Origin of the sequence: Terriglobus sp. YAF25, from assembly GCF_052113305.1 — a bacterium.
Taxonomy (GTDB): Bacteria; Acidobacteriota; Terriglobia; order Terriglobales; family Acidobacteriaceae; genus Terriglobus.
The window spans coordinates 1-1,745 of record NZ_JBFRCY010000851.1; the positions used below are offsets into that span (position 1 = coordinate 1).

The 1,745-nt window shown below is 54.4% G+C and carries 2 protein-coding genes and 1 pseudogene; 2 read left to right on the forward strand and 1 reads right to left on the reverse strand.

Annotated features, from left to right (window positions below):
• Positions 1-474, reverse strand: a pseudogene (locus AB4043_RS24485) (hypothetical protein); the annotation flags it as partial.
• A 248-nt stretch (positions 475-722) separates the two neighbouring features.
• Here AB4043_RS24485 and AB4043_RS24490 point away from each other — a divergent pair.
• A complete protein-coding gene (locus tag AB4043_RS24490) occupies positions 723-1,079 on the forward strand; it encodes a cupredoxin domain-containing protein (RefSeq protein ID WP_442299563.1) in 357 nt (118 codons plus the stop codon).
• Between the two features lie 76 nt (positions 1,080-1,155).
• Positions 1,156-1,745 (forward strand): nucleotidyltransferase family protein (locus AB4043_RS24495; RefSeq protein ID WP_442308387.1); only part of this gene is annotated, 590 nt, incomplete at its 3' end.

Genomic DNA, 1,745 nt, shown 5'->3' on the forward strand with positions numbered 1-1,745 from the left:
GTCGATGGAGAAAGAAGAACGTGAGACTGCGGAACCCCGCACCATACCGCCTGTACCAGCGCCGGTAGACATGGTTCCCAATGGAAGAATCAATGGACCATTCTGGAAGTTGCTGATCCAGATCGGCGTCAACCGTTCGTTATAGGTACCGAACGGAGTCAAATAGCTTCCCGCTGCGATTGTGAGATGGGGAGAGACAAGAAAATCTCCCTCGAGATAAGACAGAGCGGCATAGTGTGCCGTGTCGTAACCGTGTCCGTTTGCGGTGAATGATTCCAGAATGGTCGCTCTGGTCTCTATCAGCACGTGATCTCCGAGAGGCACAGCGGCGAGTGGAGAGATTACAGGAAAGTAGCTGTTCTGGCCTCCGTTCCGGCTGACAAACATGCCGCCGCCTCCCGAGATAATGGGCGTCTTCTGTGCATGCAGCGCTCTGCCGGGAAACAGCGCCATCAAGACGAGATAACAAAGCACTCTATGGACGGGTATCCGACGTTTCACACTTCGCATGAAGCCGACGATAACCAGACGTGTCCGGGAAGGTGTCCCGGGGTCGTCGCCGCTTTGTCAAAGCATTGTCACCAAAGGGGCTAACATTTCCCTGACAATCACCTGACAGACACATGACAACACGGTTTTAGCGGCTAACTAGAGTCAACGAATCGAAGGATCCCCGTTGCGGATGATCTTTCACTGACGATCGTTGCAGGAGCCGATAGCCGATGAAATTTAAGTGGACCCTTCTTACTTCTTTCACACTGATGTCTGCGCTCTCATTCCGCCCGATTCACGCGGGCACTGAGCCGCACCGTATCGAAATCTCCGCAAAGCGCTTTGAGTTTTCTCCATCAGAGATCACAGTCAAAAAGGGTGAACCGGTCGAACTCGTCATTCAAAGCAGTGATGTCACTCACGGGCTCCAGTTTGCCGACCTGGATCAGAAGGTCCAGATCAACAAAGGGACACCCGCAACACTTTCATTTACTCCGGAAAAAGCCGGTGACTTCACGGGTCAGTGCTTCATTTTCTGTGGAACCGGCCACGGACAGATGGCTCTTACGCTCCACGTCGTTGAGTAAGGTTCGACCAATGCAAGTTTCGCGAAATTCCGTATGGCCTCCAACCAGACGACATGAGCGTCTGCGTCAGGCCGTAATGGAAGGTTTTTGTTCAAAAGACATCGACGATCTGCTCAGCCTCAATCCCTCGGCGGCGGAATGGCGTCGCCTGCTGCAATGGCTACATGTGAGCGGACTTGCACTCTACTTCTTTGACCGGCTCACGTCTCTGCAGTTGTCAGACTGCCTGTCGCCCGCCATTCACGAGGAGCTTGAACAGGCGCTTGCGAACAATACCCTGCGCTCAAAGGTATTTCTTGAAGAGACCCTACGGCTCAATCGTGCGTTCCAGGACGAGGGCGTTCTGTACGCCAACCTGAAGGGCATCACGTTGTGTCCCTTCTCGGTACCTCGCATGGAGTTGCGCTCTCAGCTCGACCTCGACTTTCTTGTAGATCCCGCCTGTGCCGAACGCGCTCGCGCAATCCTCGAACGCTGCGGGTATCGCCTGCACGCTGTAAGCGGCAAGAGTATGGAATTCAAAACGCCTGGACATTCCAGTCCCAGGTTAAGYGACCTCTATAAGGTTACGCCTCACCGGTCGGTCGAATTGCATCTGGCGCCGGAAGGCTCGCCACGCCTCCATCGAGTGGAGTGGATACAACGAGATGGGCTCTCCATTCCCTC

Coding starts and splice junctions, on each gene's coding strand:
- AB4043_RS24490 (WP_442299563.1), top strand. CDS start 723: ATGAAATTTAAGTGGACCCTTCTTACTTCTTTCACACTGATGTCTGCG.